Annotated in this window: 14 protein-coding genes; 3 read left to right on the forward strand and 11 right to left on the reverse strand. The window is 63.0% G+C overall.

Translation table 11 applies throughout. The features are described 5' to 3' along the window. Positions 1-104: 104 nt before the first annotated feature. The 7 genes from ASG25_RS05115 to ASG25_RS05145 all read right to left on the reverse strand — a co-directional run bounded on the left by ASG25_RS05115 (position 105) and on the right by ASG25_RS05145 (position 8007). Positions 105-581: a MaoC/PaaZ C-terminal domain-containing protein gene (locus tag ASG25_RS05115; protein WP_244475153.1), complete on the reverse strand. Its 477-nt coding sequence runs from the start codon at positions 579-581 to the stop codon at positions 105-107. Between the two features lie 70 nt (positions 582-651). Then, positions 652-2094 (reverse strand): amidase, encoded by a 1443-nt coding sequence (locus ASG25_RS05120; protein WP_244479318.1) that lies wholly within the window; start codon positions 2092-2094, stop codon positions 652-654. A 24-nt stretch (positions 2095-2118) separates the two neighbouring features. Next, positions 2119-3666 (reverse strand): class I adenylate-forming enzyme family protein, encoded by a 1548-nt coding sequence (locus tag ASG25_RS05125; protein WP_062472209.1) that lies wholly within the window; start codon positions 3664-3666, stop codon positions 2119-2121. Between the two features lie 2 nt (positions 3667-3668). After that, entirely contained in the window at positions 3669-4520 is an 852-nt protein-coding gene (locus ASG25_RS05130) for a polysaccharide deacetylase (protein ID WP_062470114.1), read from the reverse strand. Then, the gene (locus tag ASG25_RS05135; protein WP_062470116.1) at positions 4517-5686 is read right to left on the reverse strand and encodes an acyl-CoA dehydrogenase family protein; all 1170 of its coding nucleotides are present in this window, start codon (positions 5684-5686) and stop codon (positions 4517-4519) included. The genes ASG25_RS05130 and ASG25_RS05135 overlap by 4 nt, the downstream gene beginning before the upstream one ends. A 282-nt stretch (positions 5687-5968) precedes the next feature. Continuing rightward, a complete protein-coding gene (locus ASG25_RS05140) occupies positions 5969-7606 on the reverse strand; it encodes an NAD(P)/FAD-dependent oxidoreductase (protein WP_062470119.1) in 1638 nt (545 codons plus the stop codon). 14 nt (positions 7607-7620) lie between these two features. Next, on the reverse strand, positions 7621-8007 hold the full coding sequence (locus ASG25_RS05145) for a RidA family protein (RefSeq protein ID WP_062470122.1): 387 nt from the start codon (positions 8005-8007) through the stop codon (positions 7621-7623). A gap of 333 nt (positions 8008-8340) precedes the next feature. Here ASG25_RS05145 and ASG25_RS05150 point away from each other — a divergent pair, with 333 nt between their 5' ends. After that, positions 8341-9084: an electron transfer flavoprotein subunit beta/FixA family protein gene (locus ASG25_RS05150; protein ID WP_062470129.1), complete on the forward strand. Its 744-nt coding sequence runs from the start codon at positions 8341-8343 to the stop codon at positions 9082-9084. A 25-nt stretch (positions 9085-9109) separates the two neighbouring features. Further along, positions 9110-10042: an FAD-binding protein gene (locus ASG25_RS05155; protein ID WP_062470131.1), complete on the forward strand. Its 933-nt coding sequence runs from the start codon at positions 9110-9112 to the stop codon at positions 10040-10042. A gap of 282 nt (positions 10043-10324) precedes the next feature. On the opposite strand, the gene ASG25_RS05160 is transcribed toward ASG25_RS05155, so the two are convergent. The 3 genes from ASG25_RS05160 to ASG25_RS05170 form a co-directional block, all read right to left on the reverse strand. Then, a complete protein-coding gene (locus ASG25_RS05160) occupies positions 10325-10732 on the reverse strand; it encodes an acyl-CoA thioesterase (protein WP_082475526.1) in 408 nt (135 codons plus the stop codon). 84 nt (positions 10733-10816) lie between these two features. Next, on the reverse strand, positions 10817-11977 hold the full coding sequence (locus ASG25_RS05165; protein WP_062470134.1) for an FAD-dependent oxidoreductase: 1161 nt from the start codon (positions 11975-11977) through the stop codon (positions 10817-10819). 23 nt (positions 11978-12000) lie between these two features. Continuing rightward, a complete protein-coding gene (locus ASG25_RS05170; RefSeq protein WP_062470136.1) occupies positions 12001-13425 on the reverse strand; it encodes an FAD-dependent oxidoreductase in 1425 nt (474 codons plus the stop codon). Between the two features lie 283 nt (positions 13426-13708). Between ASG25_RS05170 and ASG25_RS05175 the strand changes: the two genes are divergently transcribed. Beyond that, positions 13709-14524, forward strand: coding sequence for a citryl-CoA lyase (locus ASG25_RS05175; protein ID WP_062470138.1), 816 nt, complete (start codon positions 13709-13711; stop codon positions 14522-14524). Between the two features lie 428 nt (positions 14525-14952). On the opposite strand, the gene ASG25_RS05180 is transcribed toward ASG25_RS05175, so the two are convergent. After that, positions 14953-15768: a transporter substrate-binding domain-containing protein gene (locus ASG25_RS05180; protein WP_162242165.1), complete on the reverse strand. Its 816-nt coding sequence runs from the start codon at positions 15766-15768 to the stop codon at positions 14953-14955. Between the last annotated feature and the right edge of the window lie 44 nt (positions 15769-15812).

Raw genomic sequence — 15812 nt, forward strand, 5'->3', positions numbered from 1 at the left:
GGACGTCGTGGATGTGGACGGGGGCGGTTCTTCGCGCCGATCCGACACAACCGTTTTTTCAAAACGCCGCCGGCCGAACCGGCGGCGTTTCATGTTCTGGCCCATCAAGCAGCGGCAGCGGCCCTGGCGTGGAACATGACCTTCCATTCGCCTTCCTGGCAGACGACGCCTTGCTGGTTGCGGACCTCGACCCAGAAATTGACGATGCCGCGAGCCGGATTCTTGGTCGGGCGGATGCTGGCGACCTTCTGGGCCACATGGATCGTATCGCCGATCTTGACCGGAGCCTTGAGATCCCAGGTCATGCCCAGGAAAGCGATGGCCGTCCCTTCCTTGATGCCGAGCCGGAACTCGAGGCCGGTCGCGATTGCAAAGACGGCGGGTCCATGGAGGATTCGCGTGCCGAACGGCGTCGTCTTTGCAAATTCCTCGTCGGTGTGAACCGGATTGTAGTCGCCGGTCATGCCGGCAAACATCACGATATCGGCTTCGGTGATGGTCCGGCGGGGGCTCGTCCAGTTCTGATCGACCACGAAATCGTCGAAGTACAATGCGTTCGGGCCTATGGTTAGCTGGGTCATCTTCGCTCCTTGCATTTGAATACCAGTTCGTCTTTTTTTCAAGCGGCGCCCTTGTCATCGGCGCCGCAGGTCAGGGCTGAAATTGTCGGTCGTATCGTTCGATCCACGGCGCCGCCTCTTCGAGCTGCGCCGAGACTTTCAGCAGGCCGGCCTCCTGTCCGAAGCGGCCGACGAGCTGCACACCGACGGGCAGACCGTCCTCGGTCCAGTAGACGGGCACATTCGCGGCCGGCTGGCCGGAGGCGTTGATGATGGCAAGAAAGGTCGTGTACGCACTGACAGCATTCCGGAAGGTGCGGAAATCCGTCTCCATGGAGTGCGTGCCGAGCGGTGCCGGCAGTTGCGTCAAGGTCGGCGTCAGCACGACGTCGTAATCCGCCATGTAGACTTCCATCTGGCGCGCGATGGTGTGAAAACGTGTGATCGCAAGCGCATAGGTTTCGGCAGAAAGCGTCTTGCCGATGGCGTAGGCATCGAGAAGGGCCGGCTCAAGGCACGTGCGCAGATCGAGATCGGGTCTCGTCCGGAGCATGCCGTTGACCGTCATGGTGACGCTGGCGGCAAGGACATCCTGATGCGCGCGCAGGAAACTGCCGTACTTGATCGGCGGCGGGGCGGCGTCCACCACCTCGTGCCCCAGTGACGCCAGCAGGTTTGCGGTGAACGCGACGGCAGCAATGCAGTCGGCAGCGACCGCGATCCCCTCGAAAGCGGACCGCCACATCGCGATTTTCAGCGGACGGTCGAAGGGCTGCCGGAGGTGCTCGCGGTAGCTGCCCGGAATAGCGGGCGCGGCATAGGGTGCGCCGAGTTCCATCCCGACGACACCATCGAGTGCAGCAGCCGTGTCGCGAACGGTGCGCGTCAGCACCCCGTCTGCCGCCAGGCCGCCCCAGGCTTCGCCCCTGGAAGGCCCGAGCGGGACGAGGCCCCGCGAGGGCTTCAGGCCATAGAGACCGCAGCAGGCTGCGGGGATGCGGATCGATCCGCCGCCGTCGCTGCCATGGGCGATCGGGACGACACCCGTGCTGACGGCCACGCCGGCGCCGCCGCTGGAGCCGCCTGCGGACCGTGTCTCGTCCCAGGGGTTCCGGGTCGGGCCGCCATTCTGGATGGCCTCCGTCGTCGGCGCCATGCAGAACTCGGGTACGGTGGTTCGTCCAAAGGATATGAACCCGTCGTCGATGAAGCGTTTCGTCAACGTCGCATCGATCGGGGACCGCATTGCGCCGAAGAGGCGTGACCCGACGCTGGACGGCAGGGTCTTCGACGCAAGCCCGGAATCCTTCAGCAGGAAAGGCAGCGCCCCGAACTGGCCGCGTGGCACGGCCTGTCGCGCCACATCGATGGCCTGTTCACGGTCGACGTAGCACAGCGCATTGAGCGCGGTGGCACGGCCGTCGCCAATCTTGATCGCGCGCTCCATGAGCTCCACGGGCGCCACGTCGCGCTTGTGGATCAGGTCTGCGAGCGCGATCCCGTCACGTCGTTGATATTCCGTCGCCTGCATCATGTGGTCCCTGTTCTCACGCTTGGGTCAACGGGTGGCCGTCAGCGGTTCGATCCGTTCCTTCAGCGCCTTCTTGTCCGTCTTTCCGGTCTTTCCCTGGGGAAGTTGCGTTTCGAAGAGAATGGTCCGGGGAACTTTGAAGTCCGAGATCAGCCCCTCGACATGGGCGATGAGCTCCTCTTGCGTGACCTGCGATCCGTGGCGGCGGACGACCACGGCGACAGGCACTTCACCGAAAATGCGGTCGGCAACGCCGATCACGGCCGCATCCTGGACGCCCGCATGCGAGATCAGCGCCATCTCGACCTCCGCCGGCGAAATGTTCGCGCCGCCGCGGATGATGATCTCCTTGATCCGTCCGGTGATGAAGTAGAAGCCATTCTCGTCGTACCGGACCAGGTCGCCGGTCCTGAAAAGACCGTCGCGCATCGCCTCCTCGGTCATTTCGGGATTCTTGAGGTAGCGATCGAGCGTTGCGGCCCCGCGGACGAACAGTTCACCGTCCTCGTTCGGACCGCATTCCGTCCCGTCGGCCCGAAGAATCCTGACGGTCGTTCCCGGCGCTGCCCGGCCAATCGACCCCTCGGGAAGCGGGCGCGGGTCGTCGAAATAGCGACCGAAGACCGGCGTGCATTCGGTCATGGCGTAATAGTTCTCGAGCGCCTTGCCGAACTGGGCCATGAAGCGTCGCTCCACCTCTGCCGTCAGGGGAGCTCCGGCACAGATGAGCTTGCGCATCCCGGATAGATCGAATGCCAGCGACCGCTGCTCGCAATACTCCATCATCATCGAAAACATGGTCGGCACGCCATGAAAGACCGTCGCGCCGTTTTCGACCAGACCCGCAAGGACGTCGCGCGGATGGAAGCGCCGGAGGACGACGATCGTGCCACCGGCCTGGAGGGTCACCGCCGCAGCGGTGGAAAGACCATAGAGATAGCCCAGGGGCAGGGCCACGAGGGTGACATCGTCGCGCGTGATCCCGAACAGTCGCGCCAGGGCGGCGGGGCCCTTCATCTGCGCGGCATGGTCGAGAATGATGGCCTTGGGCGCGCCTGTCGTCCCGGACGTGTAGATGATCAGGAAGTCATCGGTCGGCGTGACGGCTGCGGTGTCGATCAGCCGTACCGGCAGCGTTGTTTCCAGCACGCTCATCGGCACGAGCCGGCTCTCGGACACGGCCGCCTTGGCCGTTTCCGCCACGGCGTCGTCGTAGAACAGAACCTTCGCCTCGCTGTGGTCCATCGTATAGGCGACTTCGGCGGCCGTGAGGTTGGGATTGACGGGCACGAAAACGGCGCCGAGCTTGGCCGCGGCGTAGTAGCAGTAGAGTTGCTCCGGACGGTTTTGGCCGAACGCCGCAAAGGCGTCGCCCTTGCCGATCCCCCGGGCCCTGAGATGTCGCGCGGTGTTCTCGATCCGCGCGACAAGATCGGCGTAGGAGACCGTCTCCCCTTCGAATTTCAGCGCGGCCTTCTCCAGATTGCGCTGCGCCACAGCCTCGAAGGCGGCGTAGACGGAAGCAAATCCGGGCTCGAGATCGAACGTCACGTCGGAAGTCTTTTCGACAGTCATGGTCATCTCTGGATCTCGGCGGAAGGGTCGATCGACGCTGCGCGCCATGTCAGGGCAGCCTCGGCAACGGTTGAAAACGTGGTCCCCGGGGTCGCCTTCATATGATCGATCAGCCGGGACAGCATCGCGATGCGGGGGCCGCGTCCGATGACCTGGGGGTGCAGCGTGAGGGTGAACACGCCGTCTTCGATGGTCGTTGCGAAATCATATTCGTCTTTCCAGAGTTCGAAGACCTCTGCAGGCGTCCGCATGCCCTGGTACATCGGCTTGTTCAAAAACATGAAGTGCGGGAAATCGTCGAGCTCCCAGGCGACCGGGATCTCGACCACCCGGGATTTCGGTCCCGCCGTGTAGATCTCCTCGGAGACCTCGAAGCCACGGCGCGCCCAGTAGGGCGTATAGTCATTGGCCATCAGGCTGCTGTCATAGAGAAAGCCTCTTTCTTCCAGGAGCGCAATGGAGTCTGCCGAGAGATCCCAGGCGGGTGAGCGATAGCCAACCGGCTGAAAATCGCTCCCGAGGGCCGTCCGCAGCTTTTCCATCGCGCGGTCGAGAAGGCTGGCTTCCGCGTCCCGGCTGAGGCCGATCGGCGTTTCGTGGCAGTAGCCGTGCACCCCGATCTCGTGTCCCGCCTCGAGAATGCTCAAGGCTTGCCTGTTGAACGACACCGCCGTGTGTGCCGGGACGAAGAAGGTCGCCTTGACCTTCTTCTCCTCGAGAAGCCGCAGAACGCGCGGCAAACCCACGGCCGCACCGTATTCGCCTCGCGACAGGGGATTGGCCGTCGTCTGCTTCAGCGAACTGATCCAGAGCGAAACGGCGTCGAAATCGAAGGTCAGACACACCGTGGTCATGGCACCAATCCCAGATAGGCGCGCTCTTCCGCCCCGCTCATGCGGCGCGAAATGACGATCCGGTTGACGTCGTTGGTGCCCTCCCCGATCGTGTAGAGCAGGGCTTCGCGATACAGACGCTCGACCGCATAGTCCTGGATGTATCCGGCACCGCCATGGACCCGGACCGCATCATGGGCGACCTCGAGGGCGGCGTCGCTCGCGTGGAGCTTTGCCATGGCGCTGATCATGTCGCAGCGTCCCCCGCCTTCCTTCAACCAAGCCGCTTCCATGGTCAGAAGACGCGCGGTGACCAGCTTCGTCGCCATGTCCGCCAATTTGAGCTGGATCGCCTGGTGCTTGTCGATGGTGACCCCGAAGGTCACGCGCTCGGACGCGTAGCGGACCGCTTCGGAGAGGGCGTCGGCCGCCAGACCCACCGCGCTGATCCCGATGGCAATCCGCCCGATCTCGAGGGACTCGAAAAGGTGGTGAAATCCCTTCCCCTCCACCAAGCCGACGAGGTTTTCCTTGGGGACAGGCACATTGTCCATTTCGATCTGGACGGTGTCGACGAGGCCCATTCCCATCTTGTGGAAGGTGGTCGTGACCTGCACGCCGGGGAACGTCTTTTCGACAAGGAGAAGGCTGAAACGGGTCTTGGCTTCGGATGCGTCCCTGGGATGCTTGACCAGCGTCAGGAGAAGCGTCGCGCGGTCGCCATTGGTGACGTATGTCTTGCTCGCGGTCAGACGGTAGTGATCGCCGTCGTCGGTCGCCGTCGCGCGGATCGCCTGCAGGTCGGAACCGCAGCCGGGCTCCGTCAGGCAAAGCGACGCATGATGCTTTCCGGTTGCGAGCCCCGGGAGATATCGCCGCTTCTGATCGTCCGTGCCATAGGTCTTGATGGCATGCGCCACCGTGGAATGGCTGTTCAGATAGGCCGCGAGCGTCGTCCAGCCGCGAGACACGACCTCCATCACTGCCGCGAAGACCGGCACGCGAAGCCCGAGGCCGCCGAACGCTTCGGGGACGGCGAGCCCGAACAGGCCGAGTTCCTTCATCTCGTCGACGACTGCTTGCGGATAGAGGCTGTCGCGCTCGCAGGCCATGACGTTCGGGCGAACGCGCTCCTCGATGAAGCGTTCGACGGTCGATACGATCTCGACCTCTTCTGCGGTAAACATCGGATAGTTCAAAGAGACACCTCGCTCGCCGCACGCCGGACACGTCTTTGGCAGAGAAGAATGGGCCAGCCATCCCTGGCCGCTGTGACAATCGGTCCTGATCCAACGCCGCGCCGCGCCCACGACATCGGAAGAGACATTAGACGTATAGGTATATAAATTTGACTGTTTGGTATGTTATGGGCATCCGAAGAGAAAATCAACGGCTAATCCGCAACGATCGCCGCTTCGACCCGAAAGGCGTCGACGGGGCGCGCGCGAACCATCGCCGCCGAGCGCCGGTCATCTGGACCGCATCCGCGTTGTTGCCGGTGACGCGGCCGCCGGGAAGGACTTGCCGAGGTCTCGCAGGATTTCGCGGGCTGCATTGTGGCCGGGAATGCCGTTTACGCCCCCGCCCGGGTGGCACGCCGCCCCGCACATGTACATTGCCTCGATCGGGGTGCGGTAGTCGGCATAATGCTGGATCGGACGCCGGAAGAAGACTTGGTCGAGGCTCATCTCGCCATGGTGGACATGCCCGTCGACCATGGCGAACATCTCCTCGATGTCCTTGGGCGTCAGGATCTGGGCATGGATGACCTCCTGGTCGAAACCCGGCGCATATCGGCAGATCTGTTTCAGGACGATGTCGAGCAACGCGTGTCGCGACGCCTCGTCCCAGTCGCGGTCCTTCAACCGGTAGGGAGCGTGGCCGCCCATGATCTGGACGACATGCTTGCCTTCCGGGGCCACGGTCTTGTCGAACGCGCTCGGCGTCGTGATCCACAGATAGGGATGCGGAGAGATCTCGCCGTTCTGGGCGGCGTGAAATGCTTCTTCCAACTCATCGGAATTTTCGGCGAGCGTGACCGAGCCGGGATTGGGCTCGTTCAGCCGCCGCTCGTCGTAGGCCGTCCATCGCGGAAGCGCATGGCAGGCGAGGTTGATCTTGAAGGCGATCGATCGCGTCCGGTGACGCTCGACCTGTCCTTTCACGTCCTCGGACAGCAGGTCGCGGCCGATGAGATCGAAATAGGTCGACTTGGCGCCGGCGTTGGATACCACAGTCCTTGCTGCGATGTGCTCGCCGTCGACCAGCTCGATGCCCACGGCTCGGCCATTTTGAATATCGACTTTCCTGACCGGCCGGCCGGTGATGACATGGACGCCCTCGGTCTTCGCCACGCGGAGAAGCGCCTCCGAAATCGCGCCCATACCGCCTCTGACGAGGCCTCCGCCACCGACCGGGGTGGTGTTGTCGCGAAGATAGGGACGCGCGAGGACATAGGCCGATCCAGCCGTCTTGGGGCTGATGAGCCCTGCCGAGCCCGAGGCATAGCTGCCGAACGCGGTGAGGATTTCGTCGCTCTCGAACCAGCGTTTCAGGAAATCGTGGGCGCTCAGTGTCAGGAGATCCCACACGTCATAGACCCGGGATCCGATGTCGCGCATGCGCCAGGCCAGCCCCATCGTCTTGACGATATCCTTGATCCTGCCCGTCGTGGGATCGATCGGCGTCTCCCAGAGAAGCCGGCGGAGATAGGGAACGATCGCCATCATGTGGGCTGAAAATCTCGGATAGTTTTCCGCATCTTTCACCGAGAATTTGGCAACTTCGGCTGCCATGCGCGCGTCATCGGGCCAGAAGACGAGGCTCTTGCCGCTTTCGAACGGCTGGAAGCTCGGTGGCACGGCAATGACCTCGACGCCGTTCTCGACGAGATCGAGATCCATCATGATCTTCGGCTGAAGCATGCTCATCCAGTAGGACGCGACGGACACCGTGAACCCCGGCCAAACCTCGCGCGAGATAGCGGCGCCACCGACAAACGGTTGCCGTTCGACGACACAAACGCTCAAGCCCGCCTTGGCGAGATAGCAGGCGCATACGAGGCCGTTATGTCCGCCACCAACGATTACGACATCATAGGTCTTCATGATCGGGCCTGCCTTCAGGGAACGACAGCGATGACTTCAGCTTCGAGAACGAGACGCGGATCGTAGAGCGCCGCCTGCACCATGACGCTCGAGGGTGGACACGCGGCATTCCAGTAGTTGGCGCGAACCTTCCGGATGGCTGCCAGCGTTTCCGGCTCGAAGTTGGCAACGAAGCAGGTCATGCGCGCCACATGGCTGTAGTCGAGGTCGGCCGCTGCCAATGTGGCCTTGAGGTTTTCGAAGACGGCGACAACCTGCGCCTCAACGGAACTGACGATCGGCTCGCCGCTGGCGTCGGTCCCCACATGTCCGGTCGAGACGAAGACGCCGCTGCCCTTCATGACGACGCCCTGCGAGAGTCCCGGCCATCCCTGCCCCGGTGCGTTGACTGCTTTCAACATCCTGCTGCTCCCTTAAAGGCGCGCGTTCACCACTGGGATCCCTGTCCCAGTCGCGGATTGCGGCCATTGCGTCGGCCAACGGTACGCCGCACAAAACCGATGTCCAGCAAAAAAGACCGAATATCCAGATAAAAATACTTATGGGTATTCTTTTTCGTTTGGCTGCGGGTGTCGGATACGAGGGCAGGTCGGCGCACGCGCGCAGACAATCACGGCGCAAGGCTGATTTGACCCATTGGTATTTTAGTTTGACTATACCGTATGTTTTGATATTGTCGCGTCCGCTGGTGCGTTCGGCCCGTCCTGTCGCTGCCTGGAAACAAAGGTGAGACCATGAAAATCCTCGTCCCCGTCAAGCGAGTCGTTGACTACAACGTCAAGATCCGCGTCAAGCCGGATGGTTCCGGCGTAGACCTTGCCAACGTCAAGATGGCGATGAATCCCTTCGACGAGATCTCCGTCGAGGAGGCGCTCCGCATCCGGGAACGCGGAGAGGCCGAGGAGGTCGTCGTCTCGATCGGCCCCGCAAAGGCCGAGGAGACGCTTCGCACGGCCCTGGCCATGGGCGCCGACCGGGCGATTCTGGTTGAAACCGACGACACCGTGGAGCCGCTTGCCGTCGCCAAGATCCTGTGTGCCATCGCGACCGAAGAGCAGTCCGGGCTGGTGATCGTCGGCAAGCAGGCCATCGACGACGATTCAAACCAGACCGGCCAGATGCTTGCGGCCCTGTCGGGATGGCCGCAAGCCACATTCGCGTCGAGCATCGTCATCGCGGGAAGCAAGGCCGTGGTGACGCGGGAGGTCGACGGCGGCCTTCAGACGGTTTCGGTCGAGCTGCCCGCGGTCGTGACGACCGATCTCCGGCTGAACGAACCGCGTTACGCCTCGCTTCCCAACATCATGAAGGCAAAGAAGAAGCCGCTCGTGAAGCGCGCCGTCTCGGAGTTTCCCATCGATATCGCCCCGCGCCTCAAGGTGCTGAAGACCGAGGAGCCGGTCGGCCGAAAGGCGGGCGTCAAGGTCGGGACGGTCGGCGAGCTGATCGAGAAGCTGAAATCCGACGCCGTTCTCTGAACGGTCGCGACAAGGAGCAAATCACATGTCCATCCTTCTTCTGGCCGAGCACAACAACCAGACCCTCTCCGAACAGACCGCACGTGCCCTAACGGCCGCCCTCCAGATCGGCACCGTCGTCCATGTGCTCGTCGCCGGAAAGGGTGCGACGGCGGTCGCCGAGCAGGCGTCACGACTTCAGGGCGTGACCAAGGTGCTGATCGCCGAGGACGACGCGCTGGAGCATGCGCTCGCCGAGCCGCTGTCCGACCTCGTGCGATCCCTGGCATCCGGCTACCAGACGATCATGGCGGCAGCGACATCGATCGGCAAGAATGTGATGCCCCGGGTGGCCGCTCTCCTCGATGTCGTGCAGGTGTCCGAGATCACGGACGTCGTGACGCCCAATACCTTCAAACGCCCGATCTACGCCGGCAACGCGATCCAGACCGTCCAGACCACGGATGCGCAGCAGGTCGTGACGGTCCGCACGGCATCCTTCTCCCCGGCCTCCCAAGGCCCGACTGCTGTCGCCGTCGAAAAGACGGCGGCAGCCTTTTCTTCCGCCAAGTCCGCCTTCGTCTCCCATGCAATATCCGCGTCCGAGCGACCCGAACTGACATCGGCGAAGATCGTCGTTGCCGGCGGCCGCGCTCTCGGATCCGCGGAGAAGTTCAAAGAGGTCATCCTTCCACTGGCCGACAAACTCGGTGCGGCGGTCGGCGCGTCGCGTGCTGCCGTCGATGCCGGGTATGCACCCAACGACTGGCAGGTTGGCCAGACCGGCAAGGTCGTCGCCCCGGACCTCTACATCGCCTGCGGCATTTCCGGTGCGATCCAGCATCTGGCGGGCATGAAGGACTCGAAAATCATCGTTGCCATCAACAAAGACGAAGAGGCTCCGATCTTTCAGGTTGCGGACTACGGGCTGGTTGGCGACCTGTTCGAGCTGCTGCCGGAATTTTCAGCGAAACTCTAACCGCGCGATGGCAGGCCTTCAGCCGAGGGCCTGCCTTGGGAAACGTGGCGATTCAACCGTGCGAAGGCATGGCGCTGGGGGTAACGGCCCGCCGACGCGGTCCGAGAGTAACGTCTGTCGCGCCGGCGATCCATGTTTCCCAGCCAGCGTCCACGCCTGGGTGGCGCAGCAGAGCGCGGACGCGGTCGTCATGGACCAAAGATGCAGGCCGCGCCTTACAACAGGCGACATGGCCCGGCAGGCGAGATGGCCTGCTGTCCTTTTCAGGGATCGCTGTTGTTCTTACCCGGCGGCCAGCAGTCGCTCGGCGCTTGCCCGGATCTCGTCGGGAAGCGTCAGACTCTTGCGAGCAGCAAGATCGAAATAGACGGATTTGATCTCGTTCGACGCGCAGAGGTCGCCCGCCATGTCGTAGAGCGCGTGATAGCTGGTCAGGGACGCGCCGCCGATCGCGGAGATGCTGCTCTCAACGCAGAAGAGGTCGCCGACAGCCAGCTCCTTGGAGAAGCCGACATTGTGCCGGACGTCGGCCCACCCCTCGTTCCTGTCCTTCTGCCAGGCGGTCCGATAGCCGAGCGCATGAACAAGGTGCCACATGGCCTGATCGAATGCGGCAACGTAGTACTGGACGTTCATGTGCCCCATGGCGTCGGTGTGGGCCGGATAGACCACACCCGAATATGTCCTCATGACAGGTCCTCCGTATCCGCGTTCCCGCCATCGCCGGCCCTTGCCGGCTCGGCCTTGCCCCGAAAGCCCGTGCCTGCCGGGAGGCTAGGTGTTGTATTGCCCGGCCTGCCAGTTCCGGCGCGTCCGCCATTCGGGCGAAATGCTCTTGAAGCGGTCGAGAGACAGCTGGTCGATGGGCATGCGCGTCTCGCCCTTGAGGAGCAATTCGGCAACGGCGATCCCGACGGCGGGCGCCATGCCGAAGCCGTGGCCCGAACAGGCGGCCGTCACCAAGCCATCCGGATTGTCGAACGCATGGATCGTCGTCATCTGGTCCGGTGCCATATCGACGATGCCGGCCCAGCTCCGCAGGAACTGCGCGCCCTTGAGAACGGGCATCGTTTCGATTGCACGACGCAGGATGTTGCGAACGATCTGCGTGTTCGGCTTCGCGGCCTCCTTGCCGATATCCAGGTCGATCCATTCATAAGGACCCCCATTCATATGCAGGTTTCCCCGCTTCGTCTGGCGGATCGACAAGCCGTTCCCGATGAAGGCCTGATCGAACAGCGGCGGCATCGGCGTCGTCACCAGCGCCTCGAGCCGGACCGGCGCCAAGGGAAACCGGATGCCGAGCGGATCGAGCAACAGGGTGTTGTGCGCAGCAGCGCAGAGCGCAACCTTCCCGCAATGCAGTTCACCCTGGGCGGTGCGTACGCCTTTTGCCTTCCCGCCCTCGACCAGCAGCTCCAGGACGGGGGTGTGTTCGCGGATCTCGCCCCCCAGATCGCTGAAGGCCCAGGCGAAAGCCTGGGACGTCCGCTGCGGATTGGCGTGCCCGGAGCGTTGCGTCCAGATCCCGCCGAGACACGTCTCGCTGAGACACGGGATCATCTGGCGCAGAGCATCGCCATCCAGAAACTCGAAGGGGACATCGGTTTTCCGAAAACTGCCATAGAGCTGCTTCAGCTCCTCCAGCTCCCGTTCGTGAAAGGCAGCCCAGATCCGGCCCTTCTGCGTCCATTCGGTCGGATATCCCAGCTCATCGCTGAGCCCGTCCCAGAGCTTTTCCGCTTCCTGAGCAAGCGGGCTTTCGGCCGGCGTCTCGCCCCGCAGGCTGAGATAGCCGGTCGCTCTCGATGACGCTTCGTAGGCCGTTGCCCCGGCATCAAGGACGAGCACCCTCGCTCCGCCCTTTTGCGCGTTATACGCTACGGAAAGGCCAAGAATGCCGGCGCCCACAACAATTACGTCGAAATTATCCATTGCTTCATCCAGTCGGCCGGTGGTCAGTCCTGGCGGGTCTCATAGGGCCACATCTGCCAGTTCAGGCGGATCTCATCGCTCTCGTCATCATCTGCGATAACACCAAGATCGATCGGCCTCAGCGGAAACCGGTAACTTGCCGGGCGGATGGCCTGGAGATCGACGCCGAAGCGGATCGACAGGGTGACCGCTGCCTCGTCGCGGCACCGCTTGCCCTGGCAGTGCCCCATCGAGACGCGCGTCATGCGCTTCAGGAAATCCTGATTGATCCGCGGCGCCTTCAGGTTTTCGCCCTGGGTGACGGGCGTCTGCTCGTGCCGCAGCCTGCTTTCCAAGTAGGTCGGGGGCGTCATTCCGCAGAACGCCCCGCGGCTCACGGTCTCGCACTGGCAGAGGACGACATCGTCCTGCCCTGTCTGGTGGAGCGCTGCGACCCAGGCCTTGATGTAATCGAGGGCATTTCGGCGAAGGGTGGCGCGGGACGGGACATCCGCGACGTGGTCCTGTCCGCCGATCAACGCGAGCAGCCCCTCCGCCCTGCCCTCGTCTTCCACCCAGAACACATTCTCCAGGCTGGTCGTCCCGAGCGCATCGACCTCGGGCACCCATGAGGCAACGGCAGGCTCGTACCGCATCCTGCAGCCCATGGCGGCAGGCAGTTCGATATTCGGCAAGGTGGCAATCGCGACCGCGATCGTATCGCAGGCGACGGCAAACGTGGCGCCGTTCTCGAGCGAGATGCATGTCGCACCAGCAACGGCCGTCTTGCCTCGCGCCTCCTGGATGACATGGGCGAGATGGACGGGGATGCCCTCCCCGGCGAGCCACGCGGCCGCCTCCGGTCCCGCCTCCACCTCGTCTCCGACCTCGAGGACCGCGACGATCTCGACGCCGCGTGCGCGCGCGGACCGGATGAAGCGCATGGCGAGGTCGGAGGTTCCAAGCACGACGGTCCGGCGCCCCTCATAGACCTGATAGAGATCCAGCAAGGCGATGCCGGCTTTCCCTCCGAACACGCCCGGCAGGTCCCAGCCCTTGAACGACGGCACGAAGTCGCGAACGCCGGTGGCGATGATCAGGGTATCATGCTCGAGCATCTCGTTGCCTTCGCGGGTCACCAGCCCCACCTTGGGCCGCCCCACGTTCACGCAGTTCGGGCCGTCCCGGAAGGCACCCCAGAGAACGGTCGACACGCGGAGATCGACACCGCTTTCGAGACATTCCATCAACGTCGGACTTCCTTCAAGAACAGCCTGCGCGATGGAGTTCTCATTCAAGAGGGCCGAGGGGAGCGCGGCACCGTAGAACCACGGCGCGTCGAAGCTCATGTCCTTCATGGCCTGGGGATGTTCGTCGACGAGCGTCACATCGTGCCCCGCGGCCTGGGCAGCCAGTGCGAGCGTGCATCCAGCGGAACTGGCCCCCACGACGACGATCTTTCCCAACATCAGCGTTTCCCTTCCCGACCGGCCTTATCCTAGCATGGGAGGCGCTCAAGCACGCCCGAATGCGAGGCTTCCTGCGGCCTGCACCCGCCCATCCGACGAACAGTCTCTCGGACGTCGAGAGATCCGCGTATCAAGCCATCAGACGTTAGCGCATGTGTGCCGGCAAAAAAATACCCATCCATCAAAAAACATACTCGCTGGACAAATATTTTAATCCTTGATACTCAAAAAGCCGCCGCAGCACGCATCGCTGCGTGCTTTTCGATGAGCGAGGGATTGCGTGATGACGGCCGATATCCAGAAGTCGTGGAAGACGAGCGTGAGCGATGTCGAGGAATCGGATGTCTTCATCCGGGGCTATAGCCTCGGCGACATCATCGGCACCCTCTCGTTTCCCGCCGCCTCATATCTTCTGATCCGGGGCCAGTTGCCGACCCCCGGCCAGACAAGAATGATGGACGCGATCCTGTGCTCCGTCCTCGACTATTCCCTCAAGAAGCCCGGCACCGTGGCGGCACGCTACTGTGTGTCCGGCAACCCTTCGATGGTCGCCGGCCTTGCGACCGCGATCCTGTCCGCCGGTGAGTATACGCTTGCTCCCGACAGCGCAGGCTCCTTCATTCGCGCGACCTACGATGCCCACCGCAAGCCTGGCGCGTCGCTCGACGCCTGCGCCGATGTGGCCGTGGACGAAATTCGCGAGAAGAAACTCCGGGTCGGTGGCTTCGGTCATCCGAACTTCAAATTCACCGATCCGCGCGCGCAGAAGCTCAAGGCGATCGCCGTCGAAGCCGGCGTCTGGGGTGACGTGTGCGAATGGTACGAGGCCGTGCACCGCGCCTTCATCAAGCGGGTGAACAAGCCTGAGATGGCCATCAACGAGGTCGGCATCATGGCCGCCATCCTGACCGAGATGGGTTTCACGCCCGACGAGATGACCGGCCTTGCTTTGCTGTCGACGTTCCCCGGCGTGGTTGCGCATGTTTCCGAAGAGCTCCAGTCGAAGACGCGTATCCGCACGGTCCCGGATGACATCGTCGATTACGCGCGCGATCGCAAAGACCTGACAAACGATCTGGCCGCTGCCGGCTGGGCCTAAAGCGCGGTTTCGTGAAAAGGATTCACGCAACGCGCACTAAGATCTTGTTTTGATGCATGTCGTTTCCTGAAACCGCTGCACACTTCGGGCAACCTGCATAAGGGCCGGACGGGCCGGACATGCGCCTCTCCGGGGCGACAGGTCCGGCTTTGTCGCATGCCTGCCGACGTGCCATCGCGACGGCCTGATGGCAGATCGTGCAGGCCGCCTTGCCGCAAGCCGGCTTTCCGATCCTTTGTCACAAACGTCTTTATCATCTCATGGCGTCCCGAGTGCAATGCCGGCCATCGCAGCCTGCAGGGCGCCGCGGGGGCCCGTGCCGTTTCCGATACCGTCGCTGAGCACAGGCGCGACATGTTGGGAAGACAGGCATGCAAAAGCCGCCTTGGGTGACCAAGGCGGCTCTTTTCGTGGCCAGTGTGGAAGCGTTACTTCACCATCCGCGGCTCGCCGACGTCGGCGACCTTCTTGTCGAAGCCGGCCGCTTCCAGCGCCTTGACGATGGAGCCATCCGCGTGTTGCGCCTTGATGCTCTTGTCGAGCGCAGCCCCGAGGGATTCGTTGTCCTTGGTGTAGATGACACCAGCCTGTGCGGGCTGGACGGAGGCCTGCACGCGCTCGTCCGGCTTCGAGAGAACGATCTTGATGCCCTTATAGGCATCGGCCGTCTTCTGGAGATAGACGCCGGAATTGTATCCGTCGGCAGCCACGTCGATCCGGCCTGCTTCGAGGTCCTGCGCCAGGGCGACGGGTGTCGGATACAGCTTCAGGCTGGGGCCGAGGAGTTTCTGGAGCTCGCTGACCCACAGGTAGCCCTGGACGGTCCCGACGTTCTTGCCGATGAAGGAGTCCACACTGTCGTAGCCTTCCTTCGAGAAGATGCCCATGGGATCGAGATAGGTCGGGGCCGACATCGAGACGGCCTTGGCACGCTTTTCCGTACGGTTCCAGCTTCCGATCGCCACATCCGCCTTGCCGCTGACCACAGCCTGGATCGTCGCCGCCGGATCGAGCGTCAGGGACACAACCTCAAGGCAGTTTTCCTGCGCAGCGCGCTTCACGATGTCGAAGTCGATGCCGGATGCACCCGTACCGGATGTCACGGAGAAGGGAGGATAGTCGTAGGCGGCAACGGTGAGCTTGCCCTTCTCCACGGTCTTCACGGCGTTGCTGCAGTCTGCTGCGAACGCCGAAGCCGTGTGGGCAAAGGCGAGGATGGCCGTCATGGCCAGAAGACGCTTCATTTCAAGTTCCTCTCTGAGATTATTGTTGAACCACCTTATCAGTA

This window comes from Rhizobium sp. Leaf384, assembly GCF_001424065.1.
GTDB lineage: Bacteria > Pseudomonadota > Alphaproteobacteria > Rhizobiales > Rhizobiaceae > Ferranicluibacter.

What these genes read in the sequence shown, in the direction of transcription:
- ASG25_RS05115 (WP_244475153.1), bottom strand. Translation starts at nt 581, where the DNA reads ATGACCCAGCTAACCATAGGCCCGAACGCATTGTACTTCGACGATTTC.
- ASG25_RS05120 (WP_244479318.1), bottom strand. Translation starts at nt 2,094, where the DNA reads ATGATGCAGGCGACGGAATATCAACGACGTGACGGGATCGCGCTCGCA.
- ASG25_RS05125 (WP_062472209.1), bottom strand. Translation starts at nt 3,666, where the DNA reads ATGACTGTCGAAAAGACTTCCGACGTGACGTTCGATCTCGAGCCCGGA.
- ASG25_RS05130 (WP_062470114.1), bottom strand. Translation starts at nt 4,520, where the DNA reads ATGACCACGGTGTGTCTGACCTTCGATTTCGACGCCGTTTCGCTCTGG.
- ASG25_RS05135 (WP_062470116.1), bottom strand. Translation starts at nt 5,686, where the DNA reads ATGTTTACCGCAGAAGAGGTCGAGATCGTATCGACCGTCGAACGCTTC.
- ASG25_RS05140 (WP_062470119.1), bottom strand. Translation starts at nt 7,606, where the DNA reads ATGAAGACCTATGATGTCGTAATCGTTGGTGGCGGACATAACGGCCTC.
- ASG25_RS05145 (WP_062470122.1), bottom strand. Translation starts at nt 8,007, where the DNA reads ATGTTGAAAGCAGTCAACGCACCGGGGCAGGGATGGCCGGGACTCTCG.
- ASG25_RS05150 (WP_062470129.1), top strand. Translation starts at nt 8,341, where the DNA reads ATGAAAATCCTCGTCCCCGTCAAGCGAGTCGTTGACTACAACGTCAAG.
- ASG25_RS05155 (WP_062470131.1), top strand. Translation starts at nt 9,110, where the DNA reads ATGTCCATCCTTCTTCTGGCCGAGCACAACAACCAGACCCTCTCCGAA.
- ASG25_RS05160 (WP_082475526.1), bottom strand. Translation starts at nt 10,732, where the DNA reads ATGAGGACATATTCGGGTGTGGTCTATCCGGCCCACACCGACGCCATG.
- ASG25_RS05165 (WP_062470134.1), bottom strand. Translation starts at nt 11,977, where the DNA reads ATGGATAATTTCGACGTAATTGTTGTGGGCGCCGGCATTCTTGGCCTT.
- ASG25_RS05170 (WP_062470136.1), bottom strand. Translation starts at nt 13,425, where the DNA reads ATGTTGGGAAAGATCGTCGTCGTGGGGGCCAGTTCCGCTGGATGCACG.
- ASG25_RS05175 (WP_062470138.1), top strand. Translation starts at nt 13,709, where the DNA reads ATGACGGCCGATATCCAGAAGTCGTGGAAGACGAGCGTGAGCGATGTC.
- ASG25_RS05180 (WP_162242165.1), bottom strand. Translation starts at nt 15,768, where the DNA reads ATGAAGCGTCTTCTGGCCATGACGGCCATCCTCGCCTTTGCCCACACG.